This is a genomic window from Micromonospora sp. WMMD754, from assembly GCF_049315235.1.
Classification (GTDB): domain Bacteria; phylum Actinomycetota; class Actinomycetes; order Mycobacteriales; family Micromonosporaceae; genus Micromonospora; species Micromonospora sediminicola.
The window spans coordinates 2057513-2075886 of sequence record NZ_CP186058.1 but is presented as its reverse complement, the minus strand read 5'-3'; the positions used below and the strand labels follow the sequence as shown (position 1 = coordinate 2075886).

12 protein-coding genes and 1 pseudogene are annotated in these 18374 nt (G+C 74.1%); 4 read left to right on the top strand and 9 right to left on the bottom strand.

Annotated elements, in window-relative coordinates; translation table 11 throughout:
- Positions 1-35 precede the first annotated feature (35 nt).
- A pseudogene (locus ACN27B_RS09995) lies at positions 36-1223 on the top strand (hypothetical protein); the annotation flags it as partial.
- Positions 1224-1641: 418 nt separating this feature from the next.
- Here the strand turns inward: ACN27B_RS09995 and ACN27B_RS09990 are convergent.
- Together ACN27B_RS09990 and ACN27B_RS09985 are read right to left on the bottom strand one after the other, a co-directional pair.
- The gene (locus ACN27B_RS09990) at positions 1642-3120 is read right to left on the bottom strand and encodes a glutamate--cysteine ligase (RefSeq protein WP_091566131.1); all 1479 of its coding nucleotides are present in this window, start codon (positions 3118-3120) and stop codon (positions 1642-1644) included.
- A gap of 248 nt (positions 3121-3368) precedes the next feature.
- Entirely contained in the window at positions 3369-3950 is a 582-nt protein-coding gene (locus ACN27B_RS09985; protein WP_091566135.1) for a YceI family protein, read from the bottom strand.
- Positions 3951-4051: 101 nt separating this feature from the next.
- Between ACN27B_RS09985 and ACN27B_RS09980 the strand changes: the two genes are divergently transcribed.
- Positions 4052-4546, top strand: a complete 495-nt coding sequence (locus tag ACN27B_RS09980) for a MarR family winged helix-turn-helix transcriptional regulator (RefSeq protein ID WP_396824915.1) — start codon at positions 4052-4054, stop codon at positions 4544-4546.
- Between the two features lie 204 nt (positions 4547-4750).
- On the opposite strand, the gene ACN27B_RS09975 is transcribed toward ACN27B_RS09980, so the two are convergent.
- From ACN27B_RS09975 to ACN27B_RS09960, 4 genes are all read right to left on the bottom strand, one after another.
- Complete coding sequence (locus ACN27B_RS09975; protein WP_099163147.1) at positions 4751-7297, bottom strand: ATP-binding protein; 2547 nt, start codon at positions 7295-7297, stop codon at positions 4751-4753.
- Between the two features lie 102 nt (positions 7298-7399).
- Positions 7400-8548, bottom strand: a complete 1149-nt coding sequence (locus ACN27B_RS09970) for an acyl-CoA dehydrogenase family protein (protein WP_099163148.1) — start codon at positions 8546-8548, stop codon at positions 7400-7402.
- A 116-nt stretch (positions 8549-8664) separates the two neighbouring features.
- Positions 8665-10197, bottom strand: coding sequence for an acyl-CoA carboxylase subunit beta (locus tag ACN27B_RS09965; protein WP_099163149.1), 1533 nt, complete (start codon positions 10195-10197; stop codon positions 8665-8667).
- Positions 10198-10649: 452 nt separating this feature from the next.
- Entirely contained in the window at positions 10650-11561 is a 912-nt protein-coding gene (locus ACN27B_RS09960; protein WP_172968044.1) for a hydroxymethylglutaryl-CoA lyase, read from the bottom strand.
- A gap of 182 nt (positions 11562-11743) precedes the next feature.
- Between ACN27B_RS09960 and ACN27B_RS09955 the strand changes: the two genes are divergently transcribed.
- The gene (locus tag ACN27B_RS09955) at positions 11744-12124 is read left to right on the top strand and encodes a YciI family protein (RefSeq protein ID WP_422744590.1); all 381 of its coding nucleotides are present in this window, start codon (positions 11744-11746) and stop codon (positions 12122-12124) included.
- Positions 12121-13398: an RNA polymerase sigma factor gene (locus ACN27B_RS09950; protein WP_422744588.1), complete on the top strand. Its 1278-nt coding sequence runs from the start codon at positions 12121-12123 to the stop codon at positions 13396-13398. The genes ACN27B_RS09955 and ACN27B_RS09950 overlap by 4 nt, the downstream gene beginning before the upstream one ends.
- A 31-nt stretch (positions 13399-13429) precedes the next feature.
- On the opposite strand, the gene ACN27B_RS09945 is transcribed toward ACN27B_RS09950, so the two are convergent.
- The 3 genes from ACN27B_RS09945 to ACN27B_RS09935 all read right to left on the bottom strand — a co-directional run bounded on the left by ACN27B_RS09945 (position 13430) and on the right by ACN27B_RS09935 (position 18371).
- Positions 13430-14767 (bottom strand): acetyl-CoA carboxylase biotin carboxylase subunit, encoded by a 1338-nt coding sequence (locus ACN27B_RS09945; RefSeq protein ID WP_422744586.1) that lies wholly within the window; start codon positions 14765-14767, stop codon positions 13430-13432.
- A gap of 77 nt (positions 14768-14844) precedes the next feature.
- Positions 14845-15459, bottom strand: a complete 615-nt coding sequence (locus tag ACN27B_RS09940; RefSeq protein WP_098744212.1) for a TetR/AcrR family transcriptional regulator — start codon at positions 15457-15459, stop codon at positions 14845-14847.
- 74 nt (positions 15460-15533) lie between these two features.
- Positions 15534-18371 (bottom strand): hypothetical protein, encoded by a 2838-nt coding sequence (locus ACN27B_RS09935; protein WP_422744584.1) that lies wholly within the window; start codon positions 18369-18371, stop codon positions 15534-15536.
- Positions 18372-18374 lie beyond the last annotated feature (3 nt).

The window sequence follows — 18374 nt, the reverse complement described above, 5'->3', positions numbered from 1 at the left end:
CGCCGGGGCGACCTCGGGACGCTACGCTCCCCCGCATGGCCAGACGGGGCTGGGGAGGATCGACCGCCGCCGCACTCGGCGTCGCCGCCGGTGCGGGCGCCGCGCAGCTCGGCTTCGGCTACGGGCTGGGCATCATCAACTGGGCGCCGACCGGCTCGGTACGCGTCGAGGCGGCCTGGGTGGCGAGTCTCGCCTGGGCCACCTGGATCGCGGCGACCTCGGTCATCGCCGGCGCGGTCTGCGCCCAACGACTGCGGGGTGGCGGCGACGAACCGGTGGGCACCCTGCCCCGGCTCGGTCTCGCGCTCGCCGCCGGTGCCGGCGCGCTGATCACGGTGCTGCTGGTGGCGGTGCCGGCCCGGGCGGCCCGGGTGCCCGACACGTCCTCGCCGCAGATCGTCGCGGCGACGTACGCGGCCGTCGGGCTCGTGCTCGGGGTGCTGCTGGCGACCTGGGCGCTGCACACCCGTGCCGCCGCCACCAACCTGATCGCCACCACCGGTTGGCTCTGGCTGCTCGCCGTGGTGTCGGTGATCGACGGCGTGCTCTCCGGCCGTGGCCTCAGCACCGCCCAGCTCGGCATCTGGCAGATCAGCGCGGACCGGGCCGAATTCTGGATCCGGGACTACTTCTACTGGCCGGGCGTACTGCTCTCCCTGGGCTCGGCGCTGGTGATCGGCGTGCTCGCCGCCCGCCGCGCGGTGCGGCCGGCGGACGTCCGGGTCGGCGCGGCGGCCTCCGGTGCGGCCGGCCCGCTGCTGGTCGCGCTGGCCTACCTGCTGGCCGTGCCGCGGCTCGCCGGGATCGCCGCCGAGCAGCTGTCGGCCCACCTGATCGCCCCGTACGCGGTCATCGCCGGCCTGGCCGGCTCGGTCCTGGTGGCCGCGCTCGCCCAGCGGGCCGACCGCCGAGCCAACGATCGCCCGCCGGTGTCCGTGCCCCGCCAGCGCGCCGGGGAGCCGGATCCGGCGTCGACCCTCGCCGGGTACCCGCAGCCGGGGCGGACCGGCGTCACCGGGTCGGAGCCCGTGTCATCCGGTGGCGACGCCGAGTCGACCACCGGGTCCGACGTCGTCGGCGCCGAGCGGGCACCGGGCACGGAGGACAAGCCGACGCGGAGGTTCTTCGGCCGCCGGGCGGGCCGGGCCACGCCGGCCGCCGACGCCGCAACCGCGCCGGTACGGACGAGCGAGCCGGCATCCACCACTCCGGAGACGGCGGCCGGTCGCCTCGACGAGCCGACCGGGGGAACGGGCCCGGACTCCGGTGCCGACCCGGACCCGACTTCGGGTACCGGCGCGGATTCCACCCGGGTGGATCGGCCGGCCCCGGCGGCGGGCCGCACGAGTCGGTCGTCCGGCACGCGCGCCGGCTCGTCGGGGCGCCCCTCGCGGGTAGCCGCCGACCGTGCCGGCCGCGCAGTACCGCCCCAGCGGCAGCCCGACGCCGCTCTGCCGGCCACCGACGCTCCCGACGGCGAGAACGGCTCGGACTCGACCCCGCCCGCGCGCACCGACGAACCGAAGGCCCGCCGCAAGCCCTGACCACCCCGGTCCCGTCGCAACCTCGCCGAAGTGGCGGGAACGGCGGCGGTCCGATGCCACCACTTTCCCGAAGTGGCGGCGGACCGGGCGGGCTGGGTCAGTCGACCGGCCAGGTGTGGACCGGCTCGTTGCCGCGTTGCAGCTCGGCGTAACGCTGGACCATGTGGTGCAGCGCGGCCTTCCGGTCCATGCCCTGGTGCCGCTCCGCCGCCCACACCGTCTCGGTCTGCCAGACCGCGCCGTTGCGGCCGGTCCGGCAGCGACCCTCGATCACGCCGAGGAGGCGGTCCCGCTCGGCCGGGGCGACGCCGAACCGGTCCAGCCCCTGCGCCGCCACGGGCAGCAGCGTGTCGAGGACGAGCCGGGTGACCGGCACGTCGCCGACCCGGGGCCAGTGCAGCACCGCGTCCATCCCGCGCCGCGCGGCCGCGTGGAAGTTCTCCTCGGCGGAGCTGAACGTGAGCTGACTCCAGATCGGACGATCCGACTCGGCCAGGCCACGGGCGAGGCCGAAGTAGAACGCCGCGTTGGCGAGCATGTCCACCACGGTCGGGCCGGCCGGCAGCACCCGGTTCTCCACCCGCAGGTGGGGGCGGCCGTTCATGATGTCGTAGACCGGGCGGTTCCAGCGGTAGACGGTCCCGTTGTGCAGCCGCAGCTCGCCGAGCTGGGGCACGCCGCCGGCGTGCAGCACCTCGACCGGGTCCTCCTCCTCGCAGATCGGCAGCAGCGGCGGGAAGTAGCGGACGTTCTCCTCGAAAAGGTCGAAGATCGAGGTGATCCAGCGCTCCCCGAACCAGACCCGGGGGCGTACGCCCTGGGCCTTCAACTCGTCCGGGCGGGTGTCGGTGGCCTGCTCGAAGAGGGCGATGCGGGTCTCCGCCCAGAGCTGCCGGCCGTAGAGGAAGGGCGAGTTGGCCCCCACCGCGACCTGCACGCCCGCGATCGCCTGGGACGCGTTCCAGTAGTCGGCGAAGCTGTCCGGCGCGACCTGGAGGTGGAACTGGAGGCTGGTGCAGGCGGCCTCCGGCGCGATCGAGTCGGTGTGCGTGCGCAGCCGCTCGACACCGTTGATGTCCAGCTCGATGTCCTCACCGCGGGCGCCGACGATCTGGTCGTTGAGCACCCGGTAGCGCTCGTCCGTGGAGAGGTTGTCGGCGACCAGGTGGCGCTCGGTGAGGGTGGGCAGGATGCCGACCATCACGATGGTCGCGTCGGACTTGGCGGCCCGCTCGTCGGCGCGGCTGAGGCTGCTGCGCAGATCCTGCTCGTAGTCGGCGAAGCCGCCGCCCTCGATCAGCCGGGGGGAGGCGTTCAGTTCGAGGTTGAACTGCCCCAGCTCGGTCTGGAACAGCGGGTCGGCGATGTCGGCCAGGATCTGGTCGTTGCGCATGGCCGGCTCGGCTGCGGCGTCGACCAGGTTCAGCTCGATCTCCAGGCCGGTCATCGGGCGGTCCGCGTCGAAGCCGAAGTCGTCGAGCATCAGCGCGAACACGTCCAGGCACCGCCGGACCTTCTGCCGGTAGCGGACCCGATCCTCCCGGGAGAAGGCGCCCTGCTCGACGTCCCTACCCATGTGTCCTCCCGGCGCCGGTGCGACGGAACCGTACCGTTCCGCAACGCATTGTGAACCATCCACGTGGTGTGCGTAAGTGCGTCCGGTCCGGTGGTATCCGTCGCTCGGTCGCAGGTCTGCACCTGTACCCAGCGGAGACGTCGCGCAGCGCCCGGGATCGAAGAACAACACGTGACAATTCGCACGACCCCGCGTACGCGAACGGGCCCGCGCCGTGGAGACGGCGCGGGCCCGCGGGCCTGGTGGGGTCAGCCCTGGCGGACGGCCTCGCCCTCGATCTCGATCTTGACCTTGCGGCCGACCAGGACACCGCCGGTCTCCAGCGCGACGTTCCAGGTCAGACCGAAGTCCTCCCGGTCGATCTCGGTGGACGCGGAGAAGCCGAAGATGTCCTGTCCGAACGGGCTGCGGCCGACGCCCTCGAACTCCACCTCCAGCTCGACCGGGCGGGTCACGCCCTTGATGGTCAGGTCACCGGCGAGCACGAACTCGTTGCCCGAGCGCGACTTCACGCCGGTGCTGCGGAACTCCAGCGTGGGGAACTGCTCGGCGTCGAGGAACTCCGGGCTGCGCAGGTGCGCGTCCCGGTCGGCCTGCGCGGTGTTGATGCTGGCGGCCTGGATGGTGGCGGTGACCGCGGACTCCAGCGGGTCGTCGGTGACGGTGATGGTGGCGGTGGCGTCGGCGAACTCACCGCGTACCTTGCTGACCATCATGTGCCGTGCGACGAAACCCACCCGCTTGTGCGCGGCGTCCAGGAGGTACGTGCCGGGGGCGGGGATGGTGAGGCCCTCCCAGTCGCGGGTAGTCGCCTCGGTGCTGCTGGTCATGATGCTCTCCTCCGGAGAAGATTGTTGAGTAGCCCAACGGCTGACTGAGCAACTATAGCTACGGCAATATTCCCTGTGTCAAGTGTTGCTAGGATGGTCGCGTGGACCAGAACGTGTTCGACGACCCCCGGATCACCGCCGTCGGCCTGCTCGTCGAGGCGCACGCCGGGCTGTCCGCCCGGTTCGCCGCCCAGTTCGAGGAGCACGGCCTGTCACCTGTCGAGTTCGAGGTGCTCACCCGCCTCGCCCGGTCGCCGCAGAACCAGCTGCGGATGACCGACCTGGCGGCACAGACCTCGCTCTCGACCAGCGGCGTGACCCGGGTGGTCGACCGGATGGAGCGCGACGGCCTGATCTGCCGACGGGCCTGCCCGTCCGACCGGCGCAGCTCCTTCGCGGTGGTGACCGCCGCCGGCCTGAGCCGACTGGACGAGATCCTGCCCGGTCACCTGAAGATCATCGAGCAGTGGTTCACCGGCCAGCTCGACCCGGCCCAGCTGGACGGGCTCCTGGACGGCCTGCGCCGGGTGCGCGACGCGGTCCACCCGGGCGCCACCGCCGGCAGCACCGAGCCGGCCGGCACCCAGGCCTGCTGAGGCGTGCCTACCGGTCGGTCACCGGCAGAATGACCGGCAGAACCGCCCTGGGATCAGGACATAGTCCGTCACAAGCCAGCAAAACGCCCAGCACGCACGGATAGGCTTCCGGCAGCGGGGGGCACCGGGGGGTGCTGGCGCGAGCGTGGAGCGAGGGGCAGCACCAGGGGGCTACTTCGCTCGCGCCACCCCCGCGCCCTCCGCTCAGCCCCGCCTCGCGCGATCCCGCTGCGCCACCAGGGAGTAGAGCAGTTCCTCCTCCCGGGGCAGCAGGCTGACCCCGGTGGCCTGCCGGGCGCGGTCCAGCCGATCCAGCACGGCCACCTCGCCGGTGCTGGCGGCCAACCCGACCAGCGCCTCGACCAGGTCCCGCCGGTCCGCGCCGCCGGACGCCGCCTCGGCCGCGGCGGCGAACCACTCCGCCGCCAGCTCACGATCCCCCCGGTGCAGCGCGACCTGGCCCTCGATGAGTCCGCGGAGCGCGTCCTCGGTACGGACGTCCCGGCCCGCGCCGGGCGGGTCGGACCGCTCGGCGGCCGACGGCCGACGGGGCCCCGGCACCGGTCCGGACGGCCACAGCTCCGCCACCACGGCCGACGCGTCGTCGATCCGCCCCTGGAGCGCGAGCGCCAGCCCGACCGTGCCGACCACCCGACGACGCCGCCCGGGATCGCCCAGCTCCACCAGCGCCGCGGCGGCCCGCCGCCCCTGCTCGACCGCCTCCGCGTAGCGGCCCTCCCACCGGGTCAGCTCGGCCAGGTCGGCCCGGGCCAGCAGGCGCAGGCGCTGGTCGCCGCACTGCGCGGCCAGCCGGTCGACCGTGGCCAGCCGCCGCCGGGCCCCGGCCAACTGCCCCACGCGTACGTCGTGCCAGGTCAGGTGGTGCTGGGCGACGGCCATCTCGCGTGCCCGGCCGTGCCGGGTGGCCAACGACAGCGCGGCCTCGGCCTGCTCACGCGCCTCGTCGTGCGCGCCGAGCCCACGCAGCAGCGCGCAGAGCACCGACCGGGCGGACAGCTCCCCGGTCACGTCGCCGACCTCGGTGAAGGTGACCAGCGCCGCCCGCGCCGCCGGCAACTCCTCCGCCCCCGCGCCGTGCTCGACGGCCAGCCGGGCCGCACCGAGCAGCGCCCAGGCGCGCAGCACCGGCGGCACCCCGGCGGTACGCGGATCGTCCAGCAGTCGGCGCAGCCACCGGCGGCCGGACACGTCCCGCCCCCGCAGCCGCCACCAGCGGGGCAGCGCGGCGGCCAGCAGCAGCGCCGTCGCCGGGGCCCGCTCGCCCGCGTACGCCAGCGCGGCGGTGATGTCGCTCGTCGCCTCGTCCAGCAGGTGGACGGTGCCGGGCAGCTCCGCGCCGACCAGGCCGGGGGCGGCACGCCGGACCAGCCCGGCGACCACCGTCGCGTGCCGGAGCCGGATCCCGTCCGTCTCGCCCTCGGCGTCGGCCTGCTCGGCCGCGAAGTCACGCACCGCGTCCAGCAGCCGGAACCGGAACGGGCCCGTCCCCCGGACGCTGAGCAGGCCCAGCTCCCGCAGCCGGTCCAGCAGCGGCACGGCGTCCCACCGGTCGGCGCCGGTGGCGAGCAGTTCCTCGGCCAGCTCCACCGACCAACGGTTGCGGAAGGCGGACAGGCGGCGCAACGCCGCCCGCTCGGCCGGGGCGAGCAGGTGGTAGCTGGTCGCCACCGCCTCGCGCAACGTCACCGTGCCGGCTGCCGGCTGCCCGCCGGGCCGCACGTCGGCCAGGTCGAGGACGCGGTCGCCGTAGCGGTCGAGCAGCTCGGTGACGTCGAGGATGCGGCCGCGGGCCGCCATCAGCTCGACGGCCAGCGGCAGCCCACCGAGCCGGCGGACCAGCGCGGCGAGCGCCGGCAGTTCGGCCGGGGTGGGCGGCGCGTGCCGGGCCTGGGTGAGCCGGGCGGCGAAGAGCGCCGCGGCGGGCCACCGGTCCAGGTCGGCCCGCTCCGTCGGCCGCGCGCCCGGCGGTGGCACGTCCAGCGGCGCCACCGGCCGGACCAGCTCACCGGGGAGGCCGACCGGCCGGCGACCGGTCACCAGCACCCGCAGCGTCGGTGCGGCGGCGGTCAGCGACCGCAGCGCCTCGGCCACCGGCCCGGGCGCCCGCTCGACGGCGTCGACCAGCAGCAGCGCCGGGCGGCCGGCGAGCCGGCAGGAGAGGTCGGCCAGCCGGCTCACGCCGAAGACCGCCGCCGCGGCGGCCAGCACGTCGGCCGTGTCCGAGCCCTCGCCGACCAGCACCCCGACCACACCGGCGGGATGGCGGGCCGCCACCGCGTGGGCGACGGTCAGCGCGAGGGCGCTCTTGCCGACGCCGGCCAGCCCGACCAGGCTCACCACCGGATGCGCGCCGATCAGGTCGGACACCTCGGCCACGTCCCGGTCCCGCCCGAGCAGCGCCACCGGTTGCGGCAACGCGGTCGGCGTACCCGGGTCGTCGGCGGCCGGGACGCGCGGCGCCGGATCGGTCGGTGCGGGCCGGGCGGTGGTGACGAACTCCCGACGGTCGTCGCCGGTCAGCCCGAGCGCGTCGGCCAGCAGATCCACTGTGGTGCGTTGGGGTCGGGTCGCCCGCCCCCGTTCCAGATCACGGACCGTGCGCACGCCCACGCCGGCCCGGCCCGCCAACTCGGCCTGGGTCAGGCCGGCGGCGAGCCGATGCCCGCGTACCAGATCGGACAGCAGGGTCCGACCACCGGGGCTCCGCGAACGATCATGATCGGGAGTCATGGGCACGAAGAGTACGGATCGGGTCCGACGCTCCACAGCCCATCGTCAACCACCCGACCGTCCATCGCCGATATCCGACAGACGGCCGAAACGGGGCGTCGCTCACATACCGAGGTCGCGGGCGATGATCATGCGCTGCACCTCGCTGGTGCCCTCGCCGATCTCCAGGATCTTGGAGTCCCGCCAGAAGCGGGCCACCGGGTACTCGTTCATGAAGCCGTAGCCGCCGTGGATCTGGGTCGCCTCCCGGGCGTTGTCCACCGCGACGGTGCTGGCGTGCAGCTTGGCGATCGCCGCCTGCCGCTTGAACGGCTCACCGGCGAGCATCCGGGCGGCGGCGTCGTAGTAGGCCAGCCGCGCGGTGTGCGCCTTCATCTCCATGTCCGCGATCTTGAACTGGATCGCCTGGTAGTTGCCGATCGGCTGGCCGAACGCCTGGCGCTCCTTGGCGTACGTGATCGACTCGTCCACGCAACCCTGGGCCAGCCCGACCGCCAGCGCGGCGATGGCGATCCGGCCCTCGTCCAGGATGCGCAGGAACTGCGCGAAACCCCGACCCCGCTCACCAAGCAGGTTGGCCGCCGGCACCCGGCAGTCGTCGAACGTCAGCTCATGGGTGTCCGAGGCGTTCCAGCCGACCTTGGAGTAACCGGGCGCGACCGTGAAGCCGGGCGTCCCGGACGGCACGATGATGGTGGACAACTCCTTGCTGCCGTCCGGCTTCGTGCCGGTGACCGCGGTGACCGTGACCAGCGCGGTGATGTCGGTGCCGGAGTTGGTGATGAACGCCTTCGAACCGTTGATCACCCACTCGTCGCCGTCCAGCACCGCCCGGGTCCGGGTGCCGCCCGCGTCCGAGCCGGTGCCCGGCTCGGTGAGCCCGAAGCCGGCCAGCGCCTCACCGCTGAGCAGCTTCGGCAGCCACCGCGCCTTCTGCTCCTCGGTGCCGAACCGGTAGATCGGCATGGCGCCGAGCGAGACCGCCGCCTCCAGCGTGATCGCCACGCTGGAGTCGACCCGGGCCAGTTCCTCCAGCACCAGGCAGAGCGCGAAGTAGTCGCCGCCCATGCCGCCGTGCTCCTCCGCGAAGGGAAGCCCGAACAGGCCCATCTTGCCCATCTGCCGGACGATCTCGTACGGGAAGGTGTGCTTCTCGTAGTGCTCGCCGATCACCGGGGCGACCACCTCGCGGGCGAAGTCCCGGACGCTCTCCCGCAGCGCCTGCTGCTCCTCGTCGAGCCGGAAGTCCATGTCGATCCTCCTGGAAGGCGGGCCGCCGGGCGCTCGTGACGCCGGGAGCGGCTGAAAGCGTTAGGAGGGGCCCCTTTCCATGCACCAGGCGTTAAGAAGGGGCCCTTCCTTACCGGTCAGACGGGGGTGACGCCGTGCCGGCGCCGGGAGAAGTGCCGCTCCTTGGTGCGCGCGGCGGCGAACCGGCGCACCAGCTCGGCGCGCAGCTCGTGCGGCTCGACGATCGCGTCCACCACCAGCTCGCTGGCGAGCCGGACCACGTCGATGTCGCGCTCGTACTCCTCGCGCCTGGCGGCGACGAACGCGGCCCGCTCGGCCTCGTCCTCGATCGCGGCGATCTTGTTGGCGTAGACCGCGTTCACCGCGGCCTCCGCGCCCATCACCGCGATCTTCGCGGTGGGCAGCGCGATCGTGGCATCGGGCTCGAAGCCGGGGCCGGCCATCGCGTAGAGACCCGCGCCGTACGCCTTGCGGACCACCACGCAGATCTTGGGTACGGTCGCCTCCGAGATCGCCGTGATCATCTTCGCGCCGTGCCGGATGATGCCCTGCTTCTCCACCGCGCTGCCGACCATGAAGCCGGGCACGTCGCTGAGGAACAGCAGTGGCACGTTGAACGCGTCGCAGAGCTGCACGAACCGGGTCGCCTTGTCGGCCGAGTCGACGAAGAGCACGCCGCCCTTGAACATCGAGTTGTTGCCGACCACGCCGACGACCTCGCCGTTCAGCCGGCCGAACCCGATGGTCAGCTCCTTGGCCCACAGCGCCTGGATCTCGAAGAAGCTGCCCTCGTCGAGCAGGCCCTTGACGTACCGGCGCATGTCGAACGCCTGCCGCTCGCTGGCCGGGACCAGCGCGGCCAGGTCGGCCTTCGCCGGCGCGTCCACAGCCTCGGCGGCCGGCGGCTCCTGCTTCCAGTTCGACGGCAGGTAGGACAGGTAGGTCCGTACCACGTCGAGCGCGTCGTTCTCGGTCTTGCAGAGGAAGTGCCCGACGCCGGACTCGGTGCAGTGCACCTTGGCGCCGCCCATCGCCTCCAGCGTGGTCTTCTCACCGGTGACCATCTCGACCATCCGGTCGGAGCCGAGGTACATGCTGGCGTTGCCGTCCACCATGGCCACCACGTCGCAGAACGCCGGGATGTACGCCCCGCCCGCCGCGCTCGGCCCGAACAGCGCGCAGACCTGCGGGATCGAACCGGAGGCGCGGACCTGGTTCCAGAAGATCTTGCCGGCGCCGCGCCGGCCCGGGAACAGGTCGACCTGGTCGGTGATCCGGGCGCCGGCCGAGTCGACCAGGTAGACCATCGGCACGCCGGTCGAGTAGGCCCGCTCGATGATCCGGATGATCTTCTCGACGGTGCGCGCGCCCCAGCTGCCGGCCTTGACCGTGGAGTCGTTCGCCATCAGGCAGACCTGCCGGCCGTCGATGGTCGCGGTGCCGGTCACCACGCCGTCGGCGGGCAGCCCGTCGGCCATGGCGTTGGCGTAGAGCCCGTCCTCGACGAAGGAGCCCTCGTCGACCAGGTAGGCCACGCGCTCGCGGGCGAACAGCTTGCCCTTGGCGGCGTTGGCCGCATGGTATTTGTCCGCACCGCCGGCGCGGGCGCGCTTGCGCAGCTGCTCCAGAGCCTCACCGTCGAGCGTCACGCCGACTCCCTTGCACCCCACCGACCTGAACGATCGTTAGGCTACCCCACCCCCGCCCCCTCCGGCGACCCACCACCCGCCGCGCCCCGCACCTCCGGCCGGGCCGGCTCGCGCGGTCGGGGCGGCCCGGGCGGTCGGGGCGGCTCCGGCGAATCCGACGGCTCGCCAGTTCGGCGTAGTGGCGCCATCCACGCCGTCGGGACCCAGCCACCTCCCCGAGCTGGCGACCCTCTCCACCAGTTCCCCGAGGTGGCGGCACCCTGAGCCCGACCACGCCGGCGCTCCGACCCCGCCCATGCCCCGCGTCCCCGCCCCTGCCCGCCCTCCAGCCCTCCCATCCGCCCCCGCGATTAAGGGCTTAGCGTCACCCGAGCGTTCGGGGCCGACGCAAACTCCTTGATCAACAGGGAGGGGGTGGGCGGGACGGGGAGGGGCGGGGCGGGGAGGTGGGGTCAGGAGGGGAGGGGGGTGAGACGGGTGCGGGGACCGGCGCGGAGGACGCCCGACGGGAGTTTCTTGCCGACCAGGCTCTCGGCCAACTCCGCCGCCTCGATCAGGGCGTCCAGGTCGATGCCGGTGTCGATGCCCATGTCGTGCAGCATGTGCACCGCCTCCTCGGTGGCCAGGTTGCCGCTGGCGCCCGGGGCGTACGGGCAGCCTCCGAGCCCGCCGACGCTGGCGTCGAACTCGGTGACACCCAGCTCCATGGCGGTCAGCATGTTGGCCAGGGCGGTGCCCCGGGTGTTGTGGAAGTGCAGCAGCACCGGCAGGTGGGCGTTACGGTCGCGGACGGCGGTGACCAGCTCGCGGACCCGTCGGGGCGTACCCATGCCGGTGGTGTCGCCGAAGGCGACGCGGTCCGCGCCGTCGCGGGCGACGCGGTCGACGATCGCGGCGACCCGCCGCGGGTCGACGTCGCCCTCGTAGGGGCAGCCGAAGCTGGTCGCCACGATCACCTCGGCGGTGGCGCCCGCGCCGTGCAGCAGGTCGATCAGCTCGGCGATGTCGTCGAGCGACTCCTCGGTCGAGCGGTTGACGTTGCGCCGGTTGTGCGTGTCGCTGGCCGAGACCACCACCTCGATCTCGGTGAAGCCGGCGGCCAGCGCCCGCTGCGCGCCCCGGGTGTTGGGCACCAGGGCCGAGTAGCGCACCCCGTCGACCTTCTCCGCCCGCTGCCACACCTCGTCGGCGTCGGCCATCTGCGGGATCGCCTTCGGGTGGACGAAGGAGACGGCCTCGATGCGCCGCACCCCGGTCCGGGACAGCGCGTCGAGCAGCCGCACCTTGGCGTCGGTGGGGATCGGCTCCTCGTTCTGGAGCCCGTCCCGGGGACCGACCTCACGGATGCTGACGTGGTCCGGCAGTTCCGCCATAAGGGTCACCTCGCTGTGACGTCGTTCGTGCCTCGTCTCCCCGAAGTGTGACACCACCACCGGGGTCGCCTTGCCGGCAGATCCGTGATGGTGTCGTATCGGTCCGCCGCCGTTCGTGGAACTGGTGGGGCGGCCGATCGGGCCGCGGCCCCGGGACCGAGGGAGACGACGACATGACGGAGTACCTGATCGCCTTCAACGACGAGTGGGTGCCCGAGCACACGGCGGACGAGATTCGCGAGAAGGCCGTGGCCGTGCGGGCCGTGATCGACGAGATGCTGGCGGAGGACGTGCTGATCTTCACCAACGGTGGGCTCGACCGGTCCACCGTGGTGTGCGGGGTCGAGTCGGTCGACGGCAGGCCCGTCTTCACCGACGGCCCGTACGCCGAGACGAAGGAGCACCTCGGCGGGTTCGTCGTCGTGGACGTGGCGGACGACGAGGCGGCCCGGCACTGGGCCGGCCGGCTCGCGACCGTGCTCGACTGGCCGCAGGAGGTGCACCGGTTCCGCGGCCCCGGGCAGGCCCGGCGCGCCGTCTCCGGGGAGCGGTGAACGCACCCTCGGCGGTCACCGCCGAGAGGGCGCTCACCCGCGCCCACCGCGAGGAGTGGGCGCGGGTGGTCGCCGACCTCACGCGCCGTTTCGGCGACCTGCACGTCGCCGAGGACGCGACGGCGGAGGCGTTCGCGGCGGCCACGGCACGGTGGCCGTGCGAGGGCGTACCGCCCAGTCCCGGTGGCTGGCTCGCCACCACGGCGACCCGCAAGGCGATCGACTGGCTCCGTCGTGAATCGCAGCGCGACGCCAAACACCGGGCGGCCCTGGTCATGTACGACGACACCCCTCCCCGGCCGACCGGCCCGATCGCTGACGACCGGCTCCGGCTGGTCTTCGTCTGCTGCCACCCGGCCCTCGCCATGGAGGCCCGGGTGGCGCTCACCCTGCGCCTGGTCGGCGGCCTCACCGTCGCCGAGATCGCCCGCGCCTTCCTGGTGCGGGAGACCGCGATGGCGCGGCGGATCACCCGGGCCAAGGAGAAGATCAGAGCCGCGGGCATCCCGTACCGGGTGCCGTCGGCCGACGACATCCGCGAGCGGCTCGACGGCGTGCTCGCGGTGGTCCACCTCGTCTTCAACGAGGGCTACCTGGCCGGCGAGGGGGACGACCCGCTCCGCGTCGACCTCAGCGACCGGGCGATCGACCTCGGCCGGCTGCTCCGGACCCTGCTCCCGGGCGACGGCGAGGTCGCCGGGCTGCTCGCCCTGATGCTCCTCGTCGACGCCCGGCGGCCGGCGCGGGTGTCCCGCACCGGAGAGCTGGTGACCCTCGCCGAGCAGGACCGTGGCGCGTGGGACCGGGCCCGCGCCGCCGAGGGCAGGGCCCTGGTCCGGGAGCGGATCGGGGCGCTCGCCGCCGGCGGTGACCCGCCCGGGCGCTACCAGCTCCAGGCCGCGATCAACGCGGTCCACATGGAGGCGCCGTGCGCGGCGGACACCAACTGGTCCACGATCGTCGCCCTCTACGACCGCCTGGTGCTGCTCGACCCGTCGCCGGTCGTGCGGCTCAACCGCGCGGTCGCGGTCGCCGAGGTCGACGGTCCCGGGGCCGGGCTCGCCGAGATCGACCGGCTCGCCCCGGCCCTCGACGGCTACCACGCCCTGCACGCCGCCCGCGCCGACCTGCTGCGTCGGCTCGGACGCGGCGACGCGCGGGCGGCGTACGACCGGGCGATCGGTCTCGCCGGCAACGCCGCGGAACGCGCCTACCTGACCCGCCGCCGGGACCAGCTCGACGGCGACCCCGTCCCGGTGCCGGACGGCCGCTAGCCACGGCCCGGCCGCCCGGCACCGACGCGGGTCAGCGCATCCGGCCGACGATGCCGGTGTCGTAGTCGCCGGAGAGGAACTCCGGGTTCTCCAGCAGTTCGGCGAAGAACGGCAGGTTGCACTTCGGGCCGACGATCTCGAACTGGGCGACCGCCGCGCGCGCCCGCTCGACCGCCTCCTCCCGGGTCGCGCCGCTGACGATCAGCTTGGCCAGCAGGCTGTCGTAGAACGGGGTGACGGTGTTGCCGGCGACGTAGCCGGAGTCGACCCGCACGCCGGCGCCGGACGGCTCGTTCCAGGTGGTGATCGCGCCGGGACCGGGCAGGAAGCGCTTCGGGTCCTCGGCGTTGATCCGCAGCTCGATGGCGTGGCCGCGCGGGGTGAGCGCGTCCGGGTCGAACGTCGGCGCCAGGCCGGACGCCACCCGGAGCTGCTCCTCGACCAGGTCGACGCCGTAGACGTATTCGGTGACCGGGTGCTCGACCTGGAGCCGCGTGTTCATCTCCAGGAAGAAGAACTCCTGCGTGGCGGGATCGAGCAGGCACTCGACCGTGCCGGCGTTGCGGTAGTTCACCGCCTCACCCGCCCGGACCGCCGCGGCCAGGAAGCGCTCGCGCAGCTCCGGCGAGACCGCCGGGGACGGCGACTCCTCGACCAGCTTCTGGTTGCGTCGCTGCACCGAGCACTCCCGCTCGCCGAGCGCCACCACCCGGCCGTCGGCCAGGCCGAGGATCTGCACCTCGACGTGGCGCACCCGGGGGAAGTAGCGCTCGATCAGCACCGAACCGTCGCCGAACATCCGCTCGGCGAACGCGCGGACCTTGTCGTACTCGGTGCGCAGTGCGGCCTCGTCGGCGGCCACGCCCATGCCCATGCCGCCGCCGCCCGCGGCGGCCTTGACCATCACCGGATAGCCGATCTCGGCGGCGGCCGCGACGGCCGCGTCCAGGTCGGCGGCCGGTTCGGTGGTGCCGGGCGCGACCGGCACGCCGGCCGCCGCCATCAGGTTGCGAGCGTTGATCTTGTCGCCCATCGCGGTGATCGCGTCCGCGCCGGGTCCGACCCAGATCAGGCCGGCCCCCTCGACGGTACGGGCGAAGTCGGCGTTCTCCGACAGGAAGCCGTAGCCGGGGTGGATCGCCTGCGCGCCGGTGCTCCGGGCCGCGTCGAGGATCGCCTCCACGTTGCGGTAGCTCTGCGCCGGGTTGGCCGGCCCGACGCAGACCGCCTCGTCGGCCTCGGTGACGAACGGCAGGTCGGCGTCGGCCTCCGAGTGCACCGCGACGGCCCGGATCCCGAGCCGCCGGGCGGTGCGGATCACCCGCCGGGCGATCTCCCCCCGATTGGCGACCAACAACGATTCGATCATGTTCGGCACGGACGTGACCCCTTCTCGACGCAAAGCCGGGGTCCCTTCTTAACACGCGTTAAGGTGAGCGCGGCGTGTCAGGTCGGGTCGGTGGGCGCGAGCAGGGCCGCCAGGGTCGCGCCGCGCAGCAGCTCGGCCCGCCGTCGGCGGTCCACCTCGCCACCGAGGAACGGGGTGGAGTTCATCAGGCCGAACGCGGCGTGGGCGAGCACCCGGGCGGCGCCGTCCGGCAGACCGGGGTGCAGCGCGGTCAGCACCGTGACCCACTCCTCCACGTACATCCGCTGGAGGCGGCGGATGCGGCGGCGCGGCTCGTCCGGGAGGCGGTCCAGCTCGTGCAGGTGCAGCGCAATCACCGCCGGATTCGCCAACGCGAACTCGACGTGGAAGTCGATCAGCGACTCCAGCGCGCCGCGGGCGTCGTCCGGGTGGCCGGCGGCCCGTTCCCGCCCGCCCGCGAGCAACCCCTCGCTCACCGGGATCAGGGCGGCGACGAGCATCGCCTCCTTGCCGGCGAAGTGGTGGTAGAGCGCCGGGCCGGTGACGCCGGCGGCCGCGCCGATGTCGTCCATCGACACGCCGTGGTAGCCGCGGGCCGCGAAGAGGCCGACCGCGATCTCCAGGATCTCGTCCCGCCGGGACCGACGCCGGGCCGCGCCCGCCGCACCCCGCGCCTGCTGTTCCACCGCCACCGGGCCAGCCTAGACCTCGCGTCCCGGGTGAGGCAGCCGTGGTTACCCGTCGGTCGCCTCACACCGGCACGCTCTCACTCCTCCCCGATGCCGTGCTCCGCCCGGATCTTCGCCGCCTCGGCCGGGCGGTCCTGGTCGTCCAGCGCCCGGGCGAGCAACCAGGCGGCCTGGGCCGCCGGACGGGAACCGGCGGGCAACCCGGCGAGCACCGGGCCCAGCAGACGTTCGGCCTGGTCGGGTCGACCGTCGCGCAGCAGCAGCTCACCGGTGAGGACCTCGACCTGCGCCGCCTCGCCGAACGCCTCGATCGACCGGAGCCGGTCGGGCACGCCGTCCACCCGGTCCAGCGCGGCGGTGATCCGCTCCTCGGCGATCAGCACCCGGGCCACCGCGTCGGCGGCCATCGCCCGCTCGTACGTCACCACGGGCGGCTCGTCGGGCAGCCCGGCGAGCGCCCCGACGGCCTCGTCCACCCGCTCGATCGCGGCCACCGCCGCCGGCAGGTCACCGGACCAGTGCAGGGCGAGCATCTCCCGCCGTCGGGCCCGCAGCTCGTCCACCGGGTACCCGGCCAGCCGCCAGGCGGTCGAGGCCGCGGCGAACCGCTGCGCGGCCAGCGCGTCCCGGTCGGCGTCGTAGAGGATGCCGCCGGCCTCCTCCAGCACCTGCGCCCGCTGCGGGAGATTGTCCGGCCCGTCGAGGTTCTCGGCCAACTGGTCGAGCAGCCCGAGCGCCAGGTCGGGCTCGCCGAGCCCCTCGTAGATCCCCGCCAGCAGGTGCCGGCAACGGTCGGCCTCGGCCTGCGCGCCGGCCCGGTCGAGGCCGAGCACCGCCTCCTCCGCCACCTCGGCCGCCTCGGTCAGCCGACCGGCGGCCCGGTAGGCCTCGGCCAGCTCCCAACGCAGCAACGCGTCGCCCGGCAGCCCCTGCTCGACACAGAGGGTGACCGCCTCGGCGAGGTCCTCCACCGCCTCGGCGGCCCGCTCGGCGGCGAGCAGCGCCCGCCCCCGGGTGACCCGCAGCGGCAATCGGGCGCCGGCCGGCGCGACCGCCAACGCCTCGTCGCACGCCGCCACCGCATCGGCCGGGTCCTCCGTCGCGCGGACGTACGCCAGGCAGGCGGCGGTCAGCATCTCGCCGTCACCCACCTCGCCGGCCAGCCGACGGGCCCGCACCGCCGCGTCGCGGAACTCGTCGGCCCGCTCCAACTGCTCCAGTACGTGCGTGCGGTGCAACGCCACCCGGCCGTCCAGCCACGGGTCGAGGCCGGCGTCGGCGTCGGCGCGGTCGAGCGCGTCCAACGCCTCCGCCCACCGCTCCCGGTGCACGTGGGCCAGCGCGAGCCGGTCCCAGGCGGCGGCGCGCTCGCGCGGCTCACCGTGCGCGGCCAGGTGCTCGGCCGCCTCCCGGGCCAGGGTCAGCCCCTCCTCGGCGCTCTCCTCGACAGTGCTGAGCAGCGCGCCGAGCCGACCGGCCACCACCTGGGCCCGGAGCGGGTCCGGCACCTCGCGCCAGGCGGCCAGCGCGGCGCGGTTGACCTCGATCGCCACCGGCACGCCGTCGTCGTCCTGGGACACCTCACCGGCCCGCAGTTCGAGCCGCCGGGCCCGGGTGGCGGCCGGCAGCTCGGTGTCGCCGAACCGCTCGTCGTAGGCGCGCAGCGCGGCGACCAGCCCGTCCCGCCGGTTGGTGCGCCAGCACTCCTCGGCCAGCGCCAGCAGCTCGTCGGGGTCGGCCTGGGCCGGCACGGTGACCGGTGCGGCGGTCACCGGCCCGCCGCCGGAGCGCGGGGCGGGCACCGGCGGGCGGCGCAGGCTCGCCGAGAGCGGGAGGTGCTCGCCGTCCGGCTCGGCCGCGATCCGTTGGGCGATCCGCTCGGACTGGTGGGTGGTGCCGTTGCGGGCGTCGAACCGCTCGGCCAGCGCGGTGGCCGAGTCGGCCAGCTCGTCGGCGAGCGCGCCCGCCGGCACGTCGGCGGCCGGCCGGTCACCGGCGGCCCGACGGTGCACGGTCAGGTCGGCCGGCACCTGCCGCAGCGCCGCCGCGGCGGCGGCCGCGAAGTGCATGCCGGCGGCCGGGGTGGGTGCCCGGTCCAGCCAGTCGAGGTGCCGTTCGACCAGCTCCAGCGCGCGTGCCCCGTTGCCGGTGACCGTGCAGAACTCGACGTGGTCGGCGATCTCCCACAGGTCGGCGAGGCGACCGCGCAACCGCCGGTACGCCTCCCGGTGGGCGTCCCGCGCCTGCTCCCGCCGACCGGTCTCGCGGTAGGAGGCGAGCAGCGCGGTGAGGATCCCCTGCGGCTGCTCGACGCAGTTCAGCCGGCCGGCGAGCACCGGCTCGGCGAGCGCCACCGCCTCGTCGTGCCGGCCGATGTCGGCCAGGTAGCCCACCTGCGTGGTCGGGTCGCAGCCGGCGCAGTCGGAGAGCGCGTCCCGGGGGGTGGTCATCCACAACCGGTACGCCTCGGCGGCCGCCGACTCGTCGCCCAGGTGGTCGGCGACCAGGAACCGGTGCTTGTGGACCGCCTGGAGCGAGTGCCCGGACTCCCGGTAACGCCGTTCCATGTCGTCGAGCACCGCGTACGTCCGGTCCAGCGGCAGCTCGGGGAACTTCAGCATGGCGTTGACCATGTACTTGAAGTACCAGAGGAGCTGGTGGGTGTAGCCCTGGTGGTAGGGCTGCGGGTCCCGGTCGAACTCGGCCAGGCACCAGGAGAACGTGACGAACGACTTCGCCGGCTCCCCACCGTGGACGTACGCCGGGGTCGCGGTGATCCGGGCGGCGAAGGCCAGGTGCCGGTCCTCGCCCGCGTCGGCCCGGCGCAGCAACTGCTCCAGCGCCGCGATCTGCCCCGGGCCGTACGGCATGGACTCGATCTCGCGCAGCATCCGCCAGAGGTCTTCGTCGGTCACGAG

Excerpts from the sequence above, each read along its gene's own strand:
- ACN27B_RS09975 (WP_099163147.1), bottom strand. The coding sequence starts at position 7,297 with ATGACTCCCGATCATGATCGTTCGCGGAGCCCCGGTGGTCGGACCCTG.
- ACN27B_RS09955 (WP_422744590.1), top strand. The coding sequence starts at position 11,744 with ATGACGGAGTACCTGATCGCCTTCAACGACGAGTGGGTGCCCGAGCAC.
- ACN27B_RS09985 (WP_091566135.1), bottom strand. The coding sequence starts at position 3,950 with ATGACCAGCAGCACCGAGGCGACTACCCGCGACTGGGAGGGCCTCACC.
- ACN27B_RS09990 (WP_091566131.1), bottom strand. The coding sequence starts at position 3,120 with ATGGGTAGGGACGTCGAGCAGGGCGCCTTCTCCCGGGAGGATCGGGTC.
- ACN27B_RS09970 (WP_099163148.1), bottom strand. The coding sequence starts at position 8,548 with ATGGACTTCCGGCTCGACGAGGAGCAGCAGGCGCTGCGGGAGAGCGTC.
- ACN27B_RS09945 (WP_422744586.1), bottom strand. The coding sequence starts at position 14,767 with ATGATCGAATCGTTGTTGGTCGCCAATCGGGGGGAGATCGCCCGGCGG.